Source organism: Crossiella sp. NPDC003009, assembly GCF_053591555.1.
The window spans coordinates 13,892-33,211 of sequence record NZ_JBSFUA010000034.1 but is presented as its reverse complement, the minus strand read 5'-3'; the positions used below and the strand labels follow the sequence as shown (position 1 = coordinate 33,211).

16 protein-coding genes are annotated in these 19,320 nt (G+C 73.1%); 7 read left to right on the top strand and 9 right to left on the bottom strand.

The genetic code is table 11. The features are described 5' to 3' along the window. Positions 1-149: 149 nt before the first annotated feature. From ACWDY5_RS28820 to ACWDY5_RS28810, 3 genes are read left to right on the top strand one after another with little or no spacing between them, the layout of a single operon-like run. A complete protein-coding gene (locus ACWDY5_RS28820; RefSeq protein ID WP_449725299.1) occupies positions 150-1,448 on the top strand; it encodes a UDP-glucose dehydrogenase family protein in 1,299 nt (432 codons plus the stop codon). 50 nt (positions 1,449-1,498) lie between these two features. Further along, positions 1,499-2,284, top strand: a complete 786-nt coding sequence (locus tag ACWDY5_RS28815) for a siderophore-interacting protein (protein ID WP_449725298.1) — start codon at positions 1,499-1,501, stop codon at positions 2,282-2,284. A 10-nt stretch (positions 2,285-2,294) separates the two neighbouring features. Beyond that, complete coding sequence (locus ACWDY5_RS28810; RefSeq protein WP_449725297.1) at positions 2,295-4,073, top strand: gamma-glutamyltransferase family protein; 1,779 nt, start codon at positions 2,295-2,297, stop codon at positions 4,071-4,073. Here ACWDY5_RS28810 and ACWDY5_RS28805 read toward each other — a convergent pair. Both ACWDY5_RS28805 and ACWDY5_RS28800 read right to left on the bottom strand, forming a co-directional pair. Further along, positions 3,996-5,201: a glycerate kinase family protein gene (locus ACWDY5_RS28805; protein WP_449725296.1), complete on the bottom strand. Its 1,206-nt coding sequence runs from the start codon at positions 5,199-5,201 to the stop codon at positions 3,996-3,998. The two genes, ACWDY5_RS28810 and ACWDY5_RS28805, sit on opposite strands and share 78 nt — an antisense overlap. A gap of 2 nt (positions 5,202-5,203) precedes the next feature. Beyond that, on the bottom strand, positions 5,204-6,664 hold the full coding sequence (locus tag ACWDY5_RS28800) for an SLC13 family permease (RefSeq protein WP_449725295.1): 1,461 nt from the start codon (positions 6,662-6,664) through the stop codon (positions 5,204-5,206). 83 nt (positions 6,665-6,747) lie between these two features. Between ACWDY5_RS28800 and ACWDY5_RS28795 the strand changes: the two genes are divergently transcribed. Beyond that, positions 6,748-7,797 carry a sensor histidine kinase gene (locus ACWDY5_RS28795; RefSeq protein ID WP_449725294.1) on the top strand — a complete coding sequence of 350 codons (1,050 nt, stop codon included), beginning with the start codon at positions 6,748-6,750 and terminating at the stop codon, positions 7,795-7,797. Further along, positions 7,794-8,456 carry a response regulator gene (locus tag ACWDY5_RS28790; RefSeq protein WP_449725293.1) on the top strand — a complete coding sequence of 221 codons (663 nt, stop codon included), beginning with the start codon at positions 7,794-7,796 and terminating at the stop codon, positions 8,454-8,456. Before ACWDY5_RS28795 ends, ACWDY5_RS28790 begins: the two co-directional genes overlap by 4 nt. On the opposite strand, the gene ACWDY5_RS28785 is transcribed toward ACWDY5_RS28790, so the two are convergent. Genes ACWDY5_RS28785 through ACWDY5_RS28775 form a run of 3 tightly spaced genes read right to left on the bottom strand, consistent with a single transcriptional unit; the run spans position 8,430 to position 10,424 of the window. Beyond that, positions 8,430-8,795 carry a DoxX family protein gene (locus tag ACWDY5_RS28785; RefSeq protein ID WP_449725292.1) on the bottom strand — a complete coding sequence of 122 codons (366 nt, stop codon included), beginning with the start codon at positions 8,793-8,795 and terminating at the stop codon, positions 8,430-8,432. The genes ACWDY5_RS28790 and ACWDY5_RS28785 overlap by 27 nt on opposite strands. Positions 8,796-8,814: 19 nt before the next feature. Then, entirely contained in the window at positions 8,815-9,570 is a 756-nt protein-coding gene (locus ACWDY5_RS28780) for an SDR family oxidoreductase (protein WP_449725291.1), read from the bottom strand. After that, positions 9,567-10,424, bottom strand: coding sequence for an NAD(P)-dependent oxidoreductase (locus ACWDY5_RS28775; RefSeq protein WP_449725290.1), 858 nt, complete (start codon positions 10,422-10,424; stop codon positions 9,567-9,569). The genes ACWDY5_RS28780 and ACWDY5_RS28775 overlap by 4 nt, the downstream gene beginning before the upstream one ends. An 85-nt stretch (positions 10,425-10,509) precedes the next feature. On the opposite strand from ACWDY5_RS28775, the gene ACWDY5_RS28770 reads away from it, so the two are divergent. Then, on the top strand, positions 10,510-13,398 hold the full coding sequence (locus ACWDY5_RS28770; protein ID WP_449725289.1) for a BTAD domain-containing putative transcriptional regulator: 2,889 nt from the start codon (positions 10,510-10,512) through the stop codon (positions 13,396-13,398). On the opposite strand, the gene ACWDY5_RS28765 is transcribed toward ACWDY5_RS28770, so the two are convergent. Continuing rightward, positions 13,379-14,791 (bottom strand): alpha-amylase, encoded by a 1,413-nt coding sequence (locus ACWDY5_RS28765; protein WP_449725288.1) that lies wholly within the window; start codon positions 14,789-14,791, stop codon positions 13,379-13,381. The two genes, ACWDY5_RS28770 and ACWDY5_RS28765, sit on opposite strands and share 20 nt — an antisense overlap. 175 nt (positions 14,792-14,966) lie before the next feature. On the opposite strand from ACWDY5_RS28765, the gene ACWDY5_RS28760 reads away from it, so the two are divergent. Further along, entirely contained in the window at positions 14,967-16,898 is a 1,932-nt protein-coding gene (locus ACWDY5_RS28760) for a multicopper oxidase family protein (RefSeq protein WP_449725287.1), read from the top strand. On the opposite strand, the gene ACWDY5_RS28755 is transcribed toward ACWDY5_RS28760, so the two are convergent. Genes ACWDY5_RS28755 through ACWDY5_RS28745 form a run of 3 tightly spaced genes read right to left on the bottom strand, consistent with a single transcriptional unit; the run spans position 16,899 to position 19,238 of the window. Next, on the bottom strand, positions 16,899-17,561 hold the full coding sequence (locus tag ACWDY5_RS28755) for a response regulator transcription factor (RefSeq protein ID WP_283662397.1): 663 nt from the start codon (positions 17,559-17,561) through the stop codon (positions 16,899-16,901). After that, positions 17,546-18,988 carry a sensor histidine kinase gene (locus ACWDY5_RS28750; RefSeq protein WP_449725286.1) on the bottom strand — a complete coding sequence of 481 codons (1,443 nt, stop codon included), beginning with the start codon at positions 18,986-18,988 and terminating at the stop codon, positions 17,546-17,548. Before ACWDY5_RS28750 ends, ACWDY5_RS28755 begins: the two co-directional genes overlap by 16 nt. After that, complete coding sequence (locus ACWDY5_RS28745; protein WP_449725285.1) at positions 18,975-19,238, bottom strand: hypothetical protein; 264 nt, start codon at positions 19,236-19,238, stop codon at positions 18,975-18,977. The genes ACWDY5_RS28750 and ACWDY5_RS28745 overlap by 14 nt, the downstream gene beginning before the upstream one ends. Between the last annotated feature and the right edge of the window lie 82 nt (positions 19,239-19,320).

Below are 19,320 nucleotides of genomic sequence, written 5' to 3'. Positions count from 1 at the left end.
GTCGAGTGACATTCCAGTCACTCCCCGTTCATAGTCGTGACCGGAGCCACCGAACGGTTGGCTGGCCATCCCCGTCCTGCGGTGTCAGGATGCGCCCGAACGGGGCAGTTCGCCCGAGGACCAGAACCAACCCAACGCGGGGGTGGAGTGTGTTCGCACGGCGAATCGTCGTCGTCGGATCCGGATACGTGGGCCTGACCACCGGCGCCTGTCTCGCCTCACTGGGGCACAAGGTCATCTGCGCCGACGTGGACGCGGCCAAGGTGGCCCGGCTCAAGGCCGGTGAGGTGACCATCCTGGAGCCGGGGCTGGCCGAGCTGGTGCAGTCCGGGCTGGCCGCGGGGCGGCTGGAGTTCGTCCTCGGCGCGCGGCACGCGGTGGAGGGCGCCGAGGTGGTGTTCCTGTGCGTGCCCACGCCGATGGGCGAGGGCGGCGCGGCGGACCTGGCCGCGGTGGAGTCGGTGATCGCCGAGGTGCGCGAGCTGTTGCCCAGCGGGTGCGTGGTGGTCAACAAGTCGACCGTGCCGGTGGGCACCGCGGCCAGGGTGCACGAGCTGCTGGACCGGCCCGACGTGGCCGTGGTCAGCAACCCGGAGTTCCTGCGCGAGGGCACCGCGGTGCACGACTTCCTCAACCCGGACCGGATCGTGGTCGGCTCCAGCGCCCAGGACGCGGCCGAGCGGGTGGCCGCGCTCTACGCCAAGCTCGGCGCGCCCACCGTGTTCACCGACGCGCCCAGCGCGGAGATGGTTAAGTACGCGGCCAACTGCTTCCTGGCCATGAAGCTGTCCTACGTCAACGCGATGGCCGAGCTGTGCGAGCGGCTGGGCGCGGACGTCGGCGACGTCACCGAGGGCATGGGCTACGACCGCCGGATCGGCCAGTCCTTCCTGCAACCCGGCCCCGGCTGGGGCGGCTCCTGCCTGCCCAAGGACACGCACGCGCTGGTGCAGGTGGCCGAGGCGGTGGACTTCGACTTCATGCTGCTGCGCGCCTCCATCGACACCAACACCCGGCAGCGGGACCGGATGGTGGACAAGATCCGCGCCGCGGTCGGCGGCGAGCTGAACGGGGTGCGGCTGGCCGTGCTGGGCCTGGCGTTCAAGGCCGGCACCAACGACCTGCGGGACTCGCCCGCGCTGGCGGTGGCGGAGAAGCTGCGCGCCGAGGGCGCCGAGCTGGTCGCCTTCGACCCGGGCATCCCGGGCGCGGTGCCCGGCGTGACCGACGCGGTGCGCGTGGTCAGCGACCCGTACCAGGCGGCGGACGGCGCGGTGGGCCTGGTGCTGCTCACCGAGTGGCCGGAGTTCCGCACCCTGGACTGGCCGAGGCTGGCCGGTCTGCTGGCCGGGAAAGCCGTGGTGGACACCAGGAACCTGCTGGACGCCGATGTGCTGCGGCGGGCAGGCCTGGCCTGGCACGGGGTGGGGCGTAGCCCGGTGGCGTGACGCGTGTCACGCCCAAGTGCGACCTCTGGATGCGCAGGTTAGCCTTACCTATGCTCGCAGAGGAGAAGGAGCGACCCGCCCTGTTGGCGGAGGTCTCCCAGGTGCGTCGCCCCAGCCCAGGGCTGGCTCGGGTGACGCTCGCCGCGCCGGAACTGGACCGCTTCGGCTACGAGGGTCCCGATCACCTGGTGCGCGCCTTCTTCCCCGCCTCCGGCCAGGACGCCCCGGTGCTGCCCAGCAGCCCGGACTGGTGGACCGAGGTGCAGAGCATGCCCGAGGAGATCCGGCCGGTGGTGCGCAACTACACCGTGCGCCGCTACGACCCGGAACGCCGCGAGCTGGACATCGACTTCGTGCTGCACGGCGAGACCGGACCGGCCGCGCGCTGGGCGAACCGGGCCGAGCCCGGTCAGCGGATCGGCCTGCGCAGCGAGCGCGCCGGGTACCGGCCGACGCCCGGCGCGGACTGGCAGCTGATCATCGGCGACGAGACCGCGCTGCCCGCGATCGGCTCCATCGTGGAGTCCATGCCGGCGGGCACCAAGGCGAAGGTCTTCGTGGAGATCGCCAACGACGCCGAGGAGCAGCGCTTCGACACCGCGGCTGATCTGGAGCTGACCTGGCTGCACCGGGCCGGTCAGCACGCCGGGACCAGCGACATCGTGGCCCGCACGCTGCGCGCGGCCGAGCTGCCCGGCGGCGAGGTCTACGCCTGGGTGGCCGGTGAGTCCGGCATGGTCACCGCGGTCCGGCGGCACCTGGTGCGCGATCGCGGCGTGCCCAAGGAGTCGATCTACTTCTGCGGCTACTGGAAGCACTCGGCCCCCACTTACTAGGTTCGACAGCGTGTTCACCACGCGGCCGGAGCTCCTCGGCACCCACGGCATGGTCGCTTCCACGCACTGGCTGGCCTCGGCCGCCGGGATGGCGGTGCTGGAGGACGGCGGCAACGCCTTCGACGCGGCGGTGGCCGCCGGATTCACCCTCCAGGTGGTGGAACCGCACCTGAACGGTCCCGGCGGCGAGGTCCCGGCGATCTTCGCCGCGGCCGGTCAGGCGCCACAGGTGCTGTGCGGACAAGGGGTCGCGCCCGCGGGAGCGACGCTGGCGCACTACCGCGATCTCGGACTGGAGCTGGTGCCCGGCACCGGGTTGCTGGCCGCGACCATCCCCGGCGCGTGGGACGGCTGGCTGCTGTTGCTGCGGGACCACGGCACCCGCACGTTGCGGCAGGTGCTGGACTACGCGATCGGCTACGCGCGCAACGGCTTCCCGGTGGTGGAGCGGATCACCGCGACCATCGAGGTGGTCGAACAGCTCTTCCGCGAGTACTGGCCCACCTCGGCCGCGCAGTGGCTGCCTGCCGCCCAGCCCGGCACCCGGCTGCGGAACCCGGCGCTGGCGGACACCCTGGAGCGTCTGCTCGCCGAGGCGGAGGCGGCCGGATCAGACCGCGAGGCGCAGATCGAGGCGGCGCGCCGGGCCTGGTACCAGGGCTTCGTCGCGGAGGAGATCGACCGGTTCGCGCGGCAGGAGTTCCGCGACGACTCGGGCCGCAGCCACGCCGGCGTGCTCACCGCGGCGGACCTGGCCGGGTGGTCGGCGAGCTACGACATCCCGGTCAGCGTGGACCTGGACGACGGCTGGACGTTGCACAAGCTCGGGCGGTGGAGCCAGGGACCCGTGCTGGCGCAACAGCTCCGGCTGCTCGACGGAGTTGATCTGTCCTATGTGGACGGTGTGGCGAGCGCGGACACCGTGCACCTGGCCACCGAGGCGGCCAAGCTGGCCTTCGCCGACCGGGAGGCCTGGTACGGCGACAGCCCGGCGGTGCCGCTGGAGCAGTTGGTTTCGGCGGAGTACGCGGCGCGGCGGCGGGAGCTGCTGGGCGCGACCGCCTCGCTGGAGCTGCGGCCGGGCCTGGACGGCAGGCTGCCCGCCTTCGTCGCGGAAGGACGCGGGGTCGGGAACACCGCGGGCGAGATGGACACCGCGATGGGGGTGGGGGAGCCCACCGTGTCCCGCACCGGGGTGACCAGGGGCGACACCGTGCACGTGGACGTGGTGGACCGGTGGGGCAACCTGGTCTCGGCCACGCCCTCCGGCGGCTGGCTCCAGTCCTCGCCGCACATCCCGGCGCTGGGCTTCAACCTGGGCACCAGGGCGCAGATGTTCTGGCTGGAGGAGGGGCACCCCAACGTGCTGGCTCCCGGCAAGCGGCCGCGCATCACGCTGTCGCCCTCGCTGGCCAGCCGTGGTGGCGAGGCGGTGCTGGCCTTCGGCACGCCCGGCGGGGACCAGCAGGACCAGTGGCAGCTGTGCTTCTGGCTGGCGCACACCCGCGCCGGGCTGAACCTGCAGGCGGCCATCGACGCCCCGGCCTGGCACTCCACCGCGTTCCCGTCCTCGTTCTACCCGCGCAGCTGGCAGCCGGGCGAGCTGGTCGCGGAGTCCCGGCTGGGCGCGGAGACCTTCGCCGAGCTGGCCCGGCGCGGGCACTCGGTGCTCGACGCCGGGCCGTGGGCGCTCGGCCGGTTGTCCGCGGTGTCACGGGATCCAGACACCGGCCTGCTGCGCGGGGCCGCCAACGCCAGGGGCGCCCAGGGTTACGCGGTCGGTCGCTAGCGCCGCGCCCACCAGGACCAGCCGCAACGTGCGCTCGGTGGCGTCGGTGAGCAGTTCGGCTGCCCGGTCGATGGCCTCGGCCAGCGGCACCGGGGCGGCCAGGATGCCCGCGTAGGCGTCGATGCCCACGTCGTAGTTGCGGCGGGCGCCCTTGCCGATGGTGCCGGCCAGCGCGATCACCGGCTTGCCGAACCGCTTGGCCCGTCTGGCCACCTCGGACGGGATCTTGCCGCGCGGGGTCTGGAAGTCGATCGCGCCCTCGGCGGTGATCACCAGGTCGGCCGCGGCCAGCCGCCGGTCCAGGTCCAGGTGGTCCAGCAGCACCTCGAAGCGCGGCCGCAGGTCCGCGCCGAGCACCGCGGCCAGTCCGGCGCCGAGCCCGCCGGAGGCGCCGCTGCCGGGCGCGGTGGCCAGGTCGACGCCGAACTTCTCGTGCAGCACCACCGCCCAGCGGTCCATCGCGGCGGCCAGGCGCTCGACGTCCAGCGGCCGCGCGCCCTTCTGCGGGCCGAACACGCGGGCCACGCCCTGTTCGCCGCAGAGGACGTTGTGCTGGTTGCAGGCCAAGGTGATGGCGACCTCGGCCAGTCGCGGGTCGAGGCCGCTGACGTCGATGTCCTTGAGCGCGAGCAGGGCGTCGCCGCCGCGGCCGAGCTCCGCGCCGTCGCCGTCGAGCAACCGCGCGCCGAGGGCCTGCAGCGCGCCCGCGCCGCCGTCGCAGGTGCCGGAGTCGCCGCAGCCGATCAGGATGCGCGTGCACCCGGCGTCCAGCGCGGCCTTGATCAGCTCGCCGACGCCGTAGGTGGTGGTGGCGCCGGGCTGGCGCAGGTCCGGCGGCACCAGGCGGAGTCCGGCCGCGGCGGCCATCTCCACCACCGCGGTCTCGCCGATCACGGCCAGGTGCGCGCGCACCGGCTTGCCGACCGGGCCGGTCACGGTGAGCGGGACCAGCTCGCCGCCACCGGCGGCGGCCAGCGTGCGGGCCGAGCCCTCGCCGCCGTCGACCAGCGGCACCGGGTCGACGACCGCGCCCGGCACCACGCGGCGGATCCCGGCGGTGATGGCCTCGGCGACGGCTTCGGCGTCGAGACTCTCCTTGAAACCACTCGGAGCGACGACAAAACGCATGACTACCTCCAGTTCAGGCCGAGCAACGGCCACACCGAGAGCGCGAAGAACAGGACCAGCCCTGCGGTGAGCGGGCCGAGCAGCACCGAGAGCCGCAGCAGGTCCGCGCGGCCGTAGGTGGGGGCGCCCTCCAGGTGCGCGAACATCGCCACCGGTTTGGCCGAGGAGGACAGCGTGTGGCAGAAGCCGGCCGCCGCGGTGGAGGCGAAGGCCACCGCGACCGGGTTGAGGCCGAGCGCGATCGCGGCCGGGATGACCAGCGGCACCAGCACCGAGGACCGGGCCGAGCGGGACTGGATCACCAGGTGCGCGGCGGTGCTGACCAGCACGACCACCACCAGGAATATGACTGGGCTGTGCACCGGTCCGAGCAGCGCGGTGGCCAGCCAGGCGGCCGCGCCGGAGGAGATCAGCGCCGCGCCGAGGGCGGCGGTGGCGGCCATGAACACCAGCAGCGACCAGGGCACCCCGGAGAGGGCCTTGTTCAGCTGGACCGTGCCGAAGCGTGGCGAGCTGATCAGCAGCGCGCCGATCAGCGCGACCACCGCGGGCGAGATGCCGTGCAGCGGTTCGGTGGCCCAGGCCAGCGAGACCCCGGCCAGCAGGACCGCGGCCCGGCGTTCCGGCCCGGTCAGGCCCCGGGGCGGCCGGATCTGGTCCAGGTCCAGGCGGAGGCCGCCTCGGCGGTCGGCGCGACGGGTGAACAGGAACAGCACCAGCTCGGCGGCCAGGTGCGAGCTGACCACGGCCAGCGGTAGCCCGAGCAACAACCACTGCCCGAAGCCGATGCCGCTGCCGGTGGCCGCGGTCAGCAGCTGGGTGGTGACCAGGTGCGCGCCCGCGCCCATCAGGGTGGCCACCGCGGACAGCAGGATCACGGTGGGGAACAGGATCGCCAGCGCCCGCACCAGCCTCGGCCGCTCGCGTAGCGTCCCGGCCAGCGCGAGGAACACCGGCACCGCCAGCGCGGCCCGGCCAGAGGTGGCCGGGATGGCGAAGGCGCTCAGCAGCAGCGCCGCGGTGACCAGGTGCGCCAGTCCGCGCACCGAGCGGGCCCTGCCGATCAGCGCCACCGCCACCCTGGTCGGCAGTCCGCTCGCGCCGATCCCGGCGGCCAGCACGAACGCGGCGATGAGCAGCCAGATCGTCTCGCCGCCCAGGGTGGCGAACAGCTGCTCGCCACTGAGCACGCCGAGCAGCACCAGCACCAGCGCGGCGGCCAGCGCGACGTAGGTGTCGTCGATCCTGGTCAGCGTCCAGGCGGCGACCGCGGCGGTGAACACCAGCAGGGTGGCCTGGCCCGGCAGCGACAGCCCGGTCCCGCCGAAGCGCAGGGCCGCGGCCAGCCCGGCCAGCGCGAGCGCCACCAGCAGCACCGGCCACCAGCGGCGACGCGGCCGCCGGGGCAGCGGCTCGGTGGGCGCTTCCGCCAGCGGCGGGGCGAGTTCGAGGGTCGCGGACATGAGGACCAGCCTGTGCCGCGGAACTGAGCCGTTCGTGAGTCGTTCATGAAACGACCTTCATCTGGCTGCCGTACCGTCTGTGCGTGCCTCGCCTGTGGGACCTGCTGATCGCCGCGCTGGTGCTGGTGGTCATCGCGGTGTACTCGCTGCTCGACGAGCCCGGCAACCGGGGGCTGGACCTCGGTGGCATCGCGCTGCTGCTGGCCGGGACGCTCGCGCTGGTGTTCCGCCGCCGCTTCCCGCTGACCGTGCTCGCGGCGACCCTGGCCACCGTCTTCCCGTACTACTGGTTCGGCTACCCGGACGGCCCGGCGATCCTGCTGCCCACGGTGGCGCTGTTCACCGTGGCCGCCGAGGCCGGGCTGCCGCGCGCGCTGCTCGGCGGGGTGGCCGCGCTGGCGGTGTTCGCGGTGGGGGAGGTGGACCGGCCCCTGGTCACCTGGGGCTGGGTCGGACTGGCCGCGGGCTCCTGGCTGGTCGCGGTGATCTCGCTGGGCCTGCTGCTGCGGGCCAACCGGGAGCGCCGCGCCGAACGCGGCCTGCGTGAGGCCGAGGAGCAGCGGCTGGCCATCGCCCGCGAGGTGCACGACGTGGTCGCGCACAGCCTGGCGGTGATCAACGTGCAGGCCAGCGTGGGCGCGCACGTGGCGCAGCGGCGGCCGGACGAGGCGCACAAGGCGCTGCGGGCGATCAAGGAGGCCAGCCGGTCCGCGCTGACCGACCTGCGGGCCACCCTGGCGGTGGTGCGCGGCGAACCGGACCGGGCCCCGCCGCCCAGCCTGTCCCGGCTGCCCGAACTGCTCGACTCGGCCACCGCCGCCGGGCTGTCGGTGCAGGTCAGCGGAGAGATCGGCGAGCTGCCTTCGCCAGTGGACGCGGCCGCCTTCCGGATCACCCAGGAAGCCCTGACCAACATCGTCCGGCACGCGGAGGCCAGCTCGGTGACCATCCACTTCGAGCACTCGGACACCGCCTTCGAGCTGTCCGTGCGGGACGACGGCCCGCACCCGGTGCAGGCGCCACCGGGCAACGGGCTGCGCGGGATGCGGGAGCGGGCCGCCGCGCTGGGCGGAGCGCTCACCGCCGGACCCACCGAGGGCGGCTGGCTGGTGCGGGCGGTGCTGCCGAGATGATCAGGGTGGTGCTGGCCGATGACCAGCGGCTGGTCCGGGCCGGGTTCCGGGTGCTGCTGGAGACCGAGGAGGACTTCACCGTCTGCGGGGAAGCGGCGGACGGCGCGGCCGCGGTCGAACTGGCCCGGCGCGAGCTGCCGGACGTGGTGGTGATGGACATCCGGATGCCCGGCCTGGACGGGCTCGAGGCGACCAGGGCGATCACCGTCGACCCGGCGTTGGCCGAGGTCAGGGTGCTGGTGCTGACCACCTTCGACGCCGACGAGTACGTCTTCGAGGCCCTGCGCGCCGGGGCCAGCGGCTTCCTGCTCAAGGACACCGAGCCCGCCGACCTGCTGCAGGCGCTGCGGGTGGTGGCGGCGGGGGACGCGCTGCTCGCGCCGAGCGTCACCCGCCGCCTGATCGCCGAGTTCGCGCGCCGCCCGGCCCAGCGCCGCCCGGACCCGAAGGTGATGGCGGCGCTGACCGGCCGGGAACGCGAGGTGCTGACCCTGGTCGCCGCCGGCCTGTCCAACGAGGAGCTGGCCACCGCGCTGGTGATCAGCCCGGCCACCGCGCGCACCCACGTCAGCCGGATCATGACCAAGCTGCGGGCCAGGGACCGCGCGCAGCTGGTCATGGTCGCCTACGAGTCAGGCCTGGTGACCCCGGGGCGCTGACCAGCGGCCCCAGGCCACCCCCGCCACCACCAGCAGCGTCGCCCCCGGGAACAGTGCGGCGGCGGGCCCACCGGCGGCGACCCCCAGGATCACGGCGCCGATGAGCAGCGCGACCAGGCCGAGCGCGGCCCACCTGGTCAGCACGGGGACCAGGATGCCGATCGCCCCGGCCAGCTCGCACAGGCCGACGAAGACCACCATGCCCTCGCCGAGTCCCATCGCCGCGAAGCCCGCGACCACCATCGGCTCGCCGGTGAGCTTGGGGTAGGCGCCGAAGAGGAACAGGGCGGCGATCAGGCCCTGCGCGATCCACAGGCCGATGTTCAGGTTTCGGTTCATGCCACCTGGTCGGAGCCGGTCACGCCTTCTCGACGTGCCCGAGCCCGCCATCGGCGGCAAAAACCGTGCCGGTGCTGAAGGTGGCCTCGAAGGCCAGGAACAGCACCGCCGCCGCGATCTCCTCGGGCCGGGCGTGCCTGCCCATCGGGGTCAGCGCGTTGCCCGCTTCCAGGTTGGCCGCCTGGTCCGCCGCGGTCATGGTGGCGAAACCCATGGTCGGGGTGAGGGTGAACCCGGGGCTGACCGTGTTCACCCGGATCCCGCGCGGCAGCAGTTCGGCGGCCAGCGCCTGGGCCAGCGCACGCACCGCGGCCTTGGCCATGGTGGCCACCGTGACGTCCGGCCAGCCCATGCCGTCCAGCACCGCGCTGGTGAACACCATCGAGCCGCCGTCGGCGACCAGTGGCACCAACCGCTGCGCGGTGAAGAAGGAGCCCTTGGCGTTGATGTCGAACATCCGGTCGTAGACCTGCTCGGTGACCGAGCCGATCGGGCCGGTCTCGGCGTAACCGTGGTTGACGAACACCAGGTCGACCGTGCCGAAGGTGTCCGCGACCAGGTCGCCGAGGGCGGCGATGTCGGCCAGGCTGGCCGCGTCCGAGCGGACCACGTGCGCCGGGCGACCGGCCAGCTCGGTCCTGGCGGCCTCGATGGTGCGCTCGTTGCGGCCGGTCAGCACCACCTCCGCGCCGCCGTCCAGCAGCGCCTTGACCACGGCCAGGCCGATGCCGTGCGTGCCGCCGGTGACCACGGCCTTCTTTCCCTCGTACTTCACTTCAGCAGCTCCACGATCGAGTTCACGCTGGTCCTGGCGTCGGTGGTGGCCAGCTTGCGGGCGATCAGCGCCTGGTACGGGGCCAGCAGCTCGGCGGAGATGCCCTGCTGCCAGCTGGCGGTCAGGATGTTGTCCAGCCCGTCCTTGTTGACCTGGAGGCTGGACTCCTCGCCGAGGTAGTCACCCCGGTCGATCTCCTCGGCCATCATGGGCAGCGCGCCGGTCATCGCGGTCACCCACGGGATGAGCAGCTCGGTGATCTCCACGGCGGGCACGCCTTCGGTGCCGGTCAGCGTCATCGCGTGGTAGGCCCCGGCGAACATCCCGTACATGCCGCTGAGCAGCGCCAGGTCGTACAGCGAGGCCAGGCCGGGGTCGGCGGCGAGGAACTTGGCCGGGCCGAGCACGGCCAGCAGCTCCTGGTGCGCCTGGAAGGACTCCGGCGCGCCGCTGTAGAAGATCAGCGCGCTGGGCTGGGCGATCATCTCCGGGATCGCCATGATCCCGCCGTCGAGGTAGCTCGCGCCGCGCTTGGTGAACGCCGTGGCGGCCTCGCGGGCCTGGTTCGGGGTGCCGTTGGTGAGGTTGACGAGCACCTTGCCGTCCAGGTCCGCGCCGTCCAGGGTGGCCAGCACGGTGTCGTAGACGGACAGGCAGATCACGGTGACCTCGGCGGCGGCGACCGCCTCGGCCGCGGTGGCGGCCACGCTCGCGCCCTTGGCGGCCAGCGGTTGCGCCTTGGCCGGGGTGCGGTTCCACACCGTGGTGGGGTGGCCCGCGCCGAGGAAGGCCGAGGCCAGCGCGCTGCCCATGTTGCCGAGGCCGAGCACCGCGACGCTGGTGGGGTTGGTCATTGTGGTCCTCTCCGTTGTGTTGGCACCACCGTGCCCAGGCCCGCTCTCGGTCTTCTCTCGGTCGTCTCGCGGGTTACCGTGAGCTGTGCGTTTTGGGGTGCTGGGTCCGCTGGTGGTGTGGACGGCGGAGGGCACGCCGGTGCGGGTGCCGGAGGCCAAGGTGCGCGCGCTGCTGGCGGTGCTGCTGGTGCACGCCGGCCACCCGGTGTCGGCGGACCGGCTGGTCGAGGACCTGTGGGGCGAGCGGCCACCGGCGAACCCGGCGGCGGCCTTGCAGCACAAGGTGTGGCAGCTGCGGAAGGCGATCGGCGCGGAGCGGGTGGAGTCCCGGCCACCGGGCTACCTGCTGCGGGTCCGGCCGGAGGAGGTCGATGCGACCCGGTTCCTCGGCTGCCTGCAACGCCAGGACCTGGCCGGGGCGCTGGCGCTGTGGCGCGGCCCGGTGCTGGCCGACTTCCCGGACGCCGAGTTCGCCCGCGGCTACGCCGACCGCCTCACCGAGTCCCGGCTGCACGCGATCGAGCAGCTGGCGCAGGCCCGGCTGGCCGCCGGTGAGCCGGTGCTGGCCGAGCTGACCCCGCTGGTCCGCGAGTACCCGCTGCGCGAACGGCTGCGCGCCCTGCACCTGCGCGCGCTCTACCGGGACGGTCGCCAGGCCGAGGCGCTGGCCAGTTATGCCGAGTTTCGCGAGCAGTTGGCCGAGGAACTGGGTGCTGACCCCAGCCCGGAGCTGGCCGAGGTGCACCAGGCGATCCTGCGCCAGGACCCGGAGCTGACCCGCCGCGCCACCCTGCCCGCCCCGCTCACCGAGCTGATTGGCCGGGACGCCGAACGCGCCGAGCTGGGCGCGCTGCTGCGGGAGGCGCGGCTGGTCACCCTCACCGGGCCGGGCGGGGTCGGCAAGACCAGCCTGGCGCTGGCCACCGCCGGTCGGGAGTCCTTTGTGGACGGTGCATGGCTGGTCGAGCTGGCCGGGCACGGGCCCGAGGTGGAGCAGGCGGTCAGCGCGGCGCTCGGTGTCCGGGAGGACGTGCCCAGCGCGGACCGGCTGCTGGACGCGGTGCGCGGCAAGCGGATGCTGCTGGTGCTGGACAACTGCGAGCACGTGCTCGAACCGGTCGCCGCCCTGGCTCAGCGCCTGCTGCGCGCCGCCCCCGACCTGCGCATCCTGGTCACCAGCCGGGAAGCGCTCGGGCTGGCCGGGGAGACCCAGTACGTGGTGCGGCCGCTGGCTCCCGAGCACGCGGTGGCGCTGTTCGCCGCCCGCGCGCCCGGGTTCCGGCTCACGCCGGAGAACACGCCGACGGTGGCCGCGATCTGCGCCCGGCTGGACGGGCTGCCGCTGGCGGTGGAGCTGGCCGCCACCAGGGTCCGGGTGCTCGGCGTTGACGAGCTGGCCGCCCGGCTGGACGACCGGTTCGGCCTGCTCACCACCGGCCACCGCGGTGCGCCGCCCCGGCAGCAGACGCTGCGCGCGATGATCGACTGGAGCTGGGAGCTGCTCACCGCGGCCGAACGCCTGGTGTTGAGCCGCCTGGCCGTGCACGCCGAGGGCTGCACGCTGGCCGCGGCCGAGGCGGTCTGCGCCGGTGCCGGGGTCCGGCCGGACGAGGTGCTGGACCTGTTGTCCCGGCTGGTGGACCGCTCGCTGGTCACCGGCGGCCCGCGCTACCGGCTGCTGGAGTCCGTTGCCGCGTACTGCCTGGACAAGTTAGCTGAGTCCGGTGAGCTGGCCGCGCTCCGGCAGCGGCACCGCGACTACTACCTCGCGCTGGCCGAGCAGGCCGCGCCCGAGCTGCACGGCGAGGGCCAGCGCTGCTGGCTGGACGGCCTGGACCGGGAGATGCCGAACCTGCACCGCGCGCTCACCGGCGCCGAGGCTGAGCAGGCGCTGCGGCTGGCCGACGCGCTGGCCTGGTACTGGTTCCTGCGCGGCCGCTTCACCGAGGCGGTCCGCGCCTTCGACCAGGCGCTGGCCACCACTGGCGGCGATCCGGCGCTGCGCGCGCGGGTCCAGGCCTGGCGCGCCGGGTTCCGTTCACTGGCCGGGGAACCACTGGCTGATCTGTCCACTTCGGACAGTAGGACCACCTGGCTGCTCGGCTACGCCGTGCTCGGCAAGGGCGATCCGGCGATCAGCAAACGGCTCAACGACCAGGCGCTGGCCGAGTTCGTCGTGGCCGGTGACCGGTGGGGCGAGGCGGCCGCGCTCAGCACCAGGGCGGCGCAGGCCCTGCTCCAGGGCGAGCTGACCGGGATGCGCCGGGACGCCGAGCGCAGCGCCCAGATCTTCGCCGAGCTCGGCGACCGCTGGGGCCAGGTGCAGGCCACCAGCGAGCTGGCCGCGGTCGCCGAGGTCACCGGCGACTACCCGGCCGCCGCCCGGCTGCACCGCGAGGGCCTGCGCTCGGCCGAGGAGCTGGGCCTGTGGACCGCGGTCACCGCCAAGCTGGCCGGGCTCGGCCGGATCGCGCTGCTCACCGGCGAGCTGACCGAGTCAGCCGAGCTGCACCGGCGTGCGATGGCGGTCGCGGCGCAGCACGGCAACCTGTCGGGGGAGCAGTTCGCCGAGGTCGGACTCGGCCTGCTGGCCCGCCGTCAGGGCCGGTTGGACGAGGCCGAGAAACACCTGCGCCGCTGGGTCGACTGGTGCCGCGAGGTCGACGGCGGCCCCGGCCTCGCGCTGATCCTCACCGAGCTCGGCTTCATCGCCGAACAGCGCGGCGACACCGCCGCCGCGCTGGCCCTGCACACCGAGAGCCACCAGCTGGCCAAGGAGGTCGGCGACCCGAGGGCGATCGCGCTCGCCGAGGAGGGCCTGGCCGGGGCGCACGCCGCCACCGACCCGGAGCTGGCCGCGACCCTGCTCGGCCGGGCGGCCGCGACCAGGGCCGCGCTCGGCGTGCCGCTGCCGCCTGCCGAACGCGGTGACGTGGACCGGATCGAGCGGATGATCAAGGCAGCTTCGCGTTGACGTGCAGGGCGATCCCGTCCTGCGCGCCCACGTCGGCGCGGAACCAGCCGCCACTGTCCACTGTGTACACCGGACCGCTGCACTTGCCGCCGCTGAAGTTCCCGTGCACCACATCGCAGTACCGCCCGGCGGCCAGCCCGGTCTGGAACGAGCGCCCGGTCACCGGCCCCTCGTCGTTGAGCACCAGGTAGCCCTTGTCGCCGCGGCCGAAGGCGATCACGTCGTTGCCGTTGTCCCACCAGTGGTTCACCCCGGTGCCGCGCACCGCGTTGCGGAAGCCGACCATGTTCGCGATCACCTGCCAGCGGTGCTCACACCGCCACCGGTCGGCGAAGCAGACGGTGTCCTTGGTGCGGCCGTTGGGCTCGGCGGCGGGACCCTCGTCCTTGTTCGCGAACTCGTAGCCGCTCATCAGCTTCGGCGATCCGTACGGCCAGGCCAGCATGAACGCGTTCGCCAGGGCGTAGCGCGCGTTGTCCCGGTAGGTCAGCACCCCGGAACCGCGCTGGGTGTCGTGGTTGTCGGTGAACACCACCGCGGTCGCACTCGGCAGCGGCGCGCCAAAAGTGCGCAGGTAGGCCAGCTTCTCCTGGTTGAACACCTTGGCCAGGTCCTCGCCGTAGTGGAACTCCAGCAGGTCCCCGTTGCCCGCGTACTGCTCCGGCGTGATCGGCTGGCCTGGCCCGGGGATCACCTCTTGGTAGAGGTAGGCGGCCCGGGACAGCCGGGACTTGACCGCGGCGATGTCACCGGGCGGCATGTGCTTCGCCGCGTCGATCCGGAACCCGTCCACGCCGAGGGCCAGCAGCTTGTTCAGGTAGCCGGCGATCCGGTCCCGCACGTAGTCCGAGCCGGTCTTCAGGTCGGCCAGGTTGACCAGCTCGCAGAACTGCACCTCGTAAGCGTCCCGGTAGTTCTGGATGTCGTCGTTGCCGTTGCGGCCGCAGTGGTTGAAGTCCTGGTGCTGGTAGATCCCCGGGTAGTCGTAGTGGCCGAACCGGGACCCGCCGCTGCCGGTGCCACCGTTGTCCTGCCCGGTCATGTGGTTGATCACCGCGTCCGCGAACACCTTCACCCCGGCCGCGTGGCAGGCGTCCACCATCGCCTTGAACTCGGACTCGGTGCCGCGCCGGGAGGTCAGCCCATAGCTCACCGGCTGGTAGTCCTGCCACCACGGGAACCCTGGCACCACCACGTGTTCCTGCGGCGGCGAGACCTGCACCCCGCCGAACCCGCGTGGCCCCAGGAAGTCCCGGCACTCCCGCGCCACCGAGTTCCAGTTCCAGGAGAACAGCTGCACCAGCACATCCCGGTTGCCCGGCGGCGCGGCCTGGGCGACCGGGGTCAGCAGCGCGCCCAGCAGGACGCACATGAGCAGCACACAGCGACGCATGGTGACCTCTCAACGCTGAAAGGGCAGGGGGACTTGATCGTGGCAGCGGCGCACACCGACCACTAGGGGGCCGAGCCGGGGAATCCCCGTAAGCGCGCGGACGTACGGCTCAGTGTCGCGCCCAGGCTGACGATTTCCGCAGGTCAGATGCTCACTATTGAGCATCGTGTACGCCTTGGGATTCTTGCTCGAGTTCATGGGTTCGCTGCTGGTGCTGCTGCCCCTGCTGCTGTGGGCCCGCGCCGTGCGACGGCTGCCGGCAGCGCGGAACTGGCAGCGCGCCGCGCGGGCCGCCCGCCGCCGCTACTACTACGTGCTCGCCGTGCTGGCACTGAAACTGCTGCCCGCGGCGTTGCTGCTGGGCCACGGCCTGGTCTTCGGCATCCGCCCGCTGCGCACCCTGGTGCTGCTGGGCGTGCCGCTGGCGCTGGCCGCGCGGGACACCCTGCCGCTGCTCAACCGGGCGATCCGCGCGGTCGAACCCACGCCGGAGCTGCGGCTGGCCGCGGCCGCGCCCAGGGTCGTGCTGCCCGCCCGGCTGGCCGCGGTGGCCGGCGGGCTGCTGGCCGCGCTCAACCTGGTGGTGCAGGAGACGATCACCTTGTGGCTCAGCGGACTGGTGTTCGCCCTGGTCGCGCTGGTGGTGGTGCTCGACGTGACCCAGCGGCACCGGCGGCTGGCCGGGCAGGCGGGCACGATCCGCTGGTCACCGTGGGCCCGGCTGGCCGCGCCGCTGGTGCTGGTGGTCGCGGCCGCGGGCTGCGGCGCGGTGGGCAGCACCATGTCCGCCTTCCCCGACCGGCTGTCCATGAACGCGCACGGCCACCACGGCTCGGCCAGCGGTCCGGCGGTCAGCGTCACGGACCTGGTCGGCGGGCCGTACTCCGGACCGGTGCGCCGGTTCACCCTGGTCGCCGACGAGGCCCGCCTGCCAGGACGAGCCGAGGAAGCCTGGACCTTCGGCGGCACCGTGCCCGGCACGCCGCTGCGGGTGCGGCAGGGCGAGACGGTCGAGCTGACGCTGGTCAACCGGCTGGCGCGGACCCCGACCACCATCCACTGGCACGGCGTGGACGTGCCCAACGCGATGGACGGCGTCGCCGGGGTCACCCAGGACGCGGTCCAGCCCGGCGGCGAGTTCACCTACCGCTTCCGCGCGGACAAGCCGGGCACCTACTGGTACCACTCGCACCAGGTGGCCAACGAGCAGGTGACCCGCGGCCTGTTCGGCTCGCTGGTGATCGACCCGGCCACCGGCCCGGTCGCCGAGGTGGACGAAACCCTGATGGTGCACCACCTCAACGCCGGCGTGGACCTGCGCCGGACCGAGCCGGGCCGCCGGGTGCGGCTGCGCGTGGTGAACGCGAACTCTGGCACCGAACGCCTCACCTTCACCGGCGCCCCGTTCCGGCTGGCCGCCGTGGACGGCCAGGACCTGCACGAACCAGCCGAGGTCAGCGAGCGCTCGATCAACCTGGGCGGCGGCGGCCGGGCCGACCTGGAGTTCACCATGCCGGCCCGCCCGGTGCGCCTCGGCGGCCCGGCCACCCGCACCGCGCTGGTGCTCAGCCCGGACGGAGTGTCCACAGTGGACCAACCGAAGTCCGCGCCGGAACTGGACCTGACCGCCTACGGCAAGCCCAAGCCCACCCCGTTCGGCCCGGACTCCGCCTACACCAAGCACTTCACCGTCGACCTGGACCAGGGCGTCGGCTTCCACGCCGGCGGGCTCGGCTTCCTGTGGACGGTGGACGGCCGGGTCTTCCCGGACGCGCCGATGCTGATGGTCCGCCAGGGCGACCTGGTGCGGATGACCTTCCGCAACAAGGGCATCAACGACCACCCGATGCACCTGCACGGCCACCACGTGCTCGCGCTCAGTCGCGACGGCACCCCGTTCACCGGCAGCCCGCTGTGGCTGGACACCGTGCTGGTCCGGCCGGGTCAGACCTGGGAGGTGGCGTTCAAAGCGGACAACCCCGGCATCTGGATGGACCACTGCCACGACCTGCTGCACGCCACCAATGGCATGACCCTGCACCTGGGCTACGAGGGCGTCCGCACCCCGTTCACCGTCGGCTCCGCCACCGGCAACAAACCGGAATAGCTAGGCCCCCAGCCGATAACCCATCCCGCGCACGGTGTGGATGCACTCCGCGCCCAGCTTGCGCCGCAGCGCCCGCACGTACACGTCCACCACGTTCGAGCCGGGATCGAAGTCGTAACCCCACACGTGCGAGAGGATCTGCTCCCTGGTCAGCACCTGCCCCGGATGCCGCAGGAACAGCTCCAGCAGGGAGAACTCGCGCGCGGTGAGGTCCACCGTCCGGCCCTGGATCTGCGCCCGCCTGGTGCGCAGGTCCAGGGACAGCTCCTCGTGCCGCAGCACGGTCACCTCCGGGGCCCGCTCCGGCGTGCGCAGCCGCAGCCGCACCCTGGCCAGCAGCTCCTCGAACCGGAACGGCTTGGTCATGTAGTCGTCCGCGCCGCCCTCCAGCCCGGCCACCGTGTCGTGCACCGAGTCCCGCGCGGTCAGGATGATCACCGGCGTGGTCACCCTGGCCTGCCGCAGCGCGTGCAGCACCGCGAACCCGTCCCGGCCCGGCAGCCCGAGGTCCAGCACCACCAGGTCGAAGTCCCCGGTCAGCGCGTAGTCCAGCGCGGCGTTGCCGTCGCCCACCGTGCTGGTGCTGAACCCGTTGGCCCGCAGGCCCTTCTCCACGAACGAGGCGATCCGCTGTTCGTCCTCGGCGATCAGGATCCGGCCCACGAAGCCTCCTCAACCACGGCCACCAGCGGCAGCTCGATGCCAAAAGTCGCGCCGGCGCCCGGTTCGGACACCACCCGCACCACCCCGTGGTGCGCCTGCGCGATCGCCTTCACGATCGCCAGTCCCAGCCCGGCGCCACTGCGGTCCGCGCGCCCGGAGGAACCACGCGAGAACCGGTCGAAGATCGCCTGCCGCTCCTCCTCGGCGATCCCCGGCCCCCGGTCGGTGACCCAGAACGACACGTTCTCCCCGTGCACCGCCGAACCCAGCCGGATCTCCTCGCCCGCGCCGGTGTGCTGCACCGCGTTCTGCGCCAGCTGCACCATCGCCTGGGTGACCCGCTGCGCGTCCAGCACCACCTCGCCCTCGGCCATCGACTCCAGCACCCAGCGCCGGGGAGCCAGCGCGCGCACCTTGGCGTCGATGTCGCTGGTCAGCTCCGGCAGCGACACCGGGGCCGGGCGCAGGAAGTCCGGCCGCTCGGCCTTGGCCAGCAGCAACAGGTCCTGCACGATCCGGTTCATCCGGTCCAGCTCGTCGGTGCACAGCCGCACCACCTCGGCCCGCTCGGCCGGATCGTCGCCCATCAGTTCGAGGTGCCCGGAGACGATGGTGATCGGCGTGCGCAGCTCGTGGCTGGCGTCGTCCAGGAACTGCCGCTGGGTCCGGAACGCCTGCTCCAGCCGGTCCAGCATCAGGTTGAACTGCTCGGCCAGCGCCGCGATGTCGTCCTTGCCGTGCACCGGGATCCGCCGGGTCAGGTCCCGCTCGGTGATCTCCGCCGCGGCCTGCCGCACGGTCCGGATCGGCGCCAGGATCCGCCCGGCCACCACCCAGGACACCCCGGCCGCCAGCAGGAACCCGATCAGCGACACCAGCAGCAGCAACCGGATCGCCTGGTCGGCCGAGGCCCGCATGCCGGTGACGAAGAACGCGGTCACGAAGGACGGCTGTCCCTGCCCGGTGGCCTTCAGCGCCACCTTGGCCCAGCGCAGGTCCCCGGCCGCGGTCGGCGCGGTCCCGTAACTGTCCGGTGCGGACACGATCCGCCGGATCAGCTCCTTGTCCCCGCTCACCTCCACCGGCTGCACGCCCTGCCTGGTCACGTGCACGGTCCCGTTCGCCTCCACCAGCACCGCCAGGTGGATCTCGTTCGGCTCCGGGTACGCGTTGTTGTGCAGGTGCGCCTTGATCAGCCCGTACGCGTCGGCCACCGGCTGCCCGGTCTTGGGGTCCCGGCCGACCTGCGCGAAGTCGACGAACTCCTTGGCCTCCTGCTCCAGCCCCCGGTTGATCCGGTCGTCCACGTCGGAGACCAGCAGCCGCCAGCCGCCGACCGCCACCACGGTCAGCGCGAGCAGCATCAGGCCGAGCAGCCAGCCCATGATCCGCACCCGGGCGGGCACCCCGGGCCTAGCCGTCGTCATCGTCGTCGTCATCGTCGTCATCCGGCGGTGGCGGCGGCACCTCAGTGGTCTGCGTCGGCTTCGGCTTGCTGGTGGGCGCTCCGGTGGTGGGCTGCCCGGTCGGCGTCGGCGCGTACGCGGGCACGCTCACCGACACCTCGGCCGGGATCTCCGGCGGGCGCGGGCCGCCCACCAGGGTGAACACCGCCAGCGCGGCAGCGGCCACCGCGGCAGCCACCGCGACGGCCACCCCGATCCCCGACCACCTCATGCCACCACCTTCTCCGGTGCGGGTCAGGCGTAGATGAGCCGCAGATGAAGAAGTCTTCATCCAGCCGTCGCGCCCCGCCACC

Excerpts from the sequence above, each read along its gene's own strand:
- ACWDY5_RS28775 (WP_449725290.1), bottom strand. The coding sequence starts at position 10,424 with ATGACCAACCCCACCAGCGTCGCGGTGCTCGGCCTCGGCAACATGGGC.
- ACWDY5_RS28765 (WP_449725288.1), bottom strand. The coding sequence starts at position 14,791 with ATGCGTCGCTGTGTGCTGCTCATGTGCGTCCTGCTGGGCGCGCTGCTG.
- ACWDY5_RS28800 (WP_449725295.1), bottom strand. The coding sequence starts at position 6,664 with ATGTCCGCGACCCTCGAACTCGCCCCGCCGCTGGCGGAAGCGCCCACC.
- ACWDY5_RS28805 (WP_449725296.1), bottom strand. The coding sequence starts at position 5,201 with ATGCGTTTTGTCGTCGCTCCGAGTGGTTTCAAGGAGAGTCTCGACGCC.
- ACWDY5_RS28815 (WP_449725298.1), top strand. The coding sequence starts at position 1,499 with ATGCTCGCAGAGGAGAAGGAGCGACCCGCCCTGTTGGCGGAGGTCTCC.
- ACWDY5_RS28785 (WP_449725292.1), bottom strand. The coding sequence starts at position 8,795 with ATGAACCGAAACCTGAACATCGGCCTGTGGATCGCGCAGGGCCTGATC.
- ACWDY5_RS28745 (WP_449725285.1), bottom strand. The coding sequence starts at position 19,238 with ATGAGGTGGTCGGGGATCGGGGTGGCCGTCGCGGTGGCTGCCGCGGTG.
- ACWDY5_RS28790 (WP_449725293.1), top strand. The coding sequence starts at position 7,794 with ATGATCAGGGTGGTGCTGGCCGATGACCAGCGGCTGGTCCGGGCCGGG.
- ACWDY5_RS28750 (WP_449725286.1), bottom strand. The coding sequence starts at position 18,988 with ATGACGACGGCTAGGCCCGGGGTGCCCGCCCGGGTGCGGATCATGGGC.